Source organism: Shewanella atlantica (assembly GCF_003966265.1).
Classification (GTDB): Bacteria; Pseudomonadota; Gammaproteobacteria; order Enterobacterales; family Shewanellaceae; genus Shewanella; species Shewanella atlantica.
In genome coordinates this window covers 1-1,614 of sequence record NZ_RXNV01000036.1, presented here as the reverse complement: position 1 = coordinate 1,614, position 1,614 = coordinate 1, and the positions used below count along the sequence as shown (strand labels likewise).

Genomic DNA, 1,614 nt, shown 5'->3' with positions numbered 1-1,614 from the left:
TAGACATAATGACTCCCCACGAGGTGCTAGCCTCCAAGTTCGTGGGTTAGTCCAAAATAATTAAATTGTGCACCAGAGCCATACTGTATTTGTGACCATACAATATTGCAAATGGAGGCTAGCATGAGAAAACATAGCATAATTTTCATAGGTTTAGACACTCATAAAGAATTTATTGAAGTTGCCTATGCCGAAGACGGCCGAGAACAGAGTCCTGTTCACCTAGGACGGGTTCCTAGTAACAAGGCTCAGCTACGTAAACTTGCTCGGCAATTCGAGTCTAAATATCCTCAAGCAACACTACATTTTGTCTATGAAGCGGGGCCTTGTGGCTACTGGGTCTATCGGTTTTTAACTAGCTTAGGGCACTGCTGTTATGTCGTCGCACCATCACTTATTCCAAAGAAGCCTGGCGAGCGGGTGAAAACGGATAAGCGAGATGCACTGAAACTGGCTCAGCTCATAAAGAATGGCGATATCAGTCCCATTTATGTCCCAGAGCCCGAAGATGAGGCTGTACGAGACTTATCTCGGGCGCGCGAGACCGCAATGAAAGACCTTAAAGATGCTAAGTACCAGCTTAAAGCGATGCTTCTTCGCAATAATATTAACTGCAAGATAAATGATAATTGGTCGAAGCAACACTTACGCTGGCTCACCGAATTAGTGCTACCTCACCCGTGCCAGCAAATCGTTCTACAAGAAGCCATACACACCATTACAGAGCGAATGAAACGACTACAGCGGCTTGATAATGAGCTTGAGTATCAAGTTAAGCTCTGGCGCTATTATCCTGTGGTAAAAGCAGTTCAAGCTATGAGGGGAGTACGCTTGCTTGTCGCGGTTGGTGTCATCGCAGAATTGGGTGATTTGAATCGTTTTGACCATCCAAGAAAACTCATGAGTTATGTTGGTCTCGTACCCAGTGAACACTCCAGTGGCGGACACCGACGACAAGGTGCCATCACCAAGTGCGGCAATAGTAGAGCCCGGCGATTATTAGTTGAAGGCGCACATACTTATCGATATGCCGCCAACATTTCAACAGAACTACAAAAGCGGCAAGAGTCACTCAGTAAGGAGGTTGTCGATATCGCTTGGCAAGCCCAACTAAGGCTTTGTCGTCGATATCAAAGACTGATGCAACGAGGCAAACACTACAATGTTATCGTCACTGCCATAGCAAGAGAGATGATCGCATTTATCTGGGCGATATCCAGAGAAGTTGTACTCAGTCCGGTTGATCCCAAACAGAGATTAGCAAGGATGCCAGCATGAGCGATATCTTGATGGGAGTAATAAAAAAGTTATGACAAGTTCAGAGTTAATGCATTGGATCAAGCATCGGAAGTGGTACAAACACCGACGGCGTTAGGCAGGCAACTTTTGTAAGAAAGCTGAACCTCGATGATAGACTGAAGACAGGTACCACGTCGAAAAAAGTAAGGTTGGCACTGCGCACTTTTGGGTGAGTAATCCACGGATATCAGCATGAAAACCGACGAATATACTTGCTTCATCTGATGTATTAACTCATCTAACTATGAGTAATGGTGCTAAGCAAATGGCAGGGATCGCTATGTTTAACTTGACGTGGGGAGTCATACCAACGCC

The 1,614-nt window shown here is 45.4% G+C and carries 1 protein-coding gene; it reads left to right on the top strand.

The window, feature by feature from the left end; all coding sequences use genetic code 11:
* Nucleotides 1-123 precede the first annotated feature (123 nt).
* On the top strand, nucleotides 124-1,278 hold the full coding sequence (locus tag EKG39_RS23200) for an IS110 family RNA-guided transposase (protein WP_126508321.1): 1,155 nt from the start codon (nucleotides 124-126) through the stop codon (nucleotides 1,276-1,278).
* Nucleotides 1,279-1,614 lie beyond the last annotated feature (336 nt).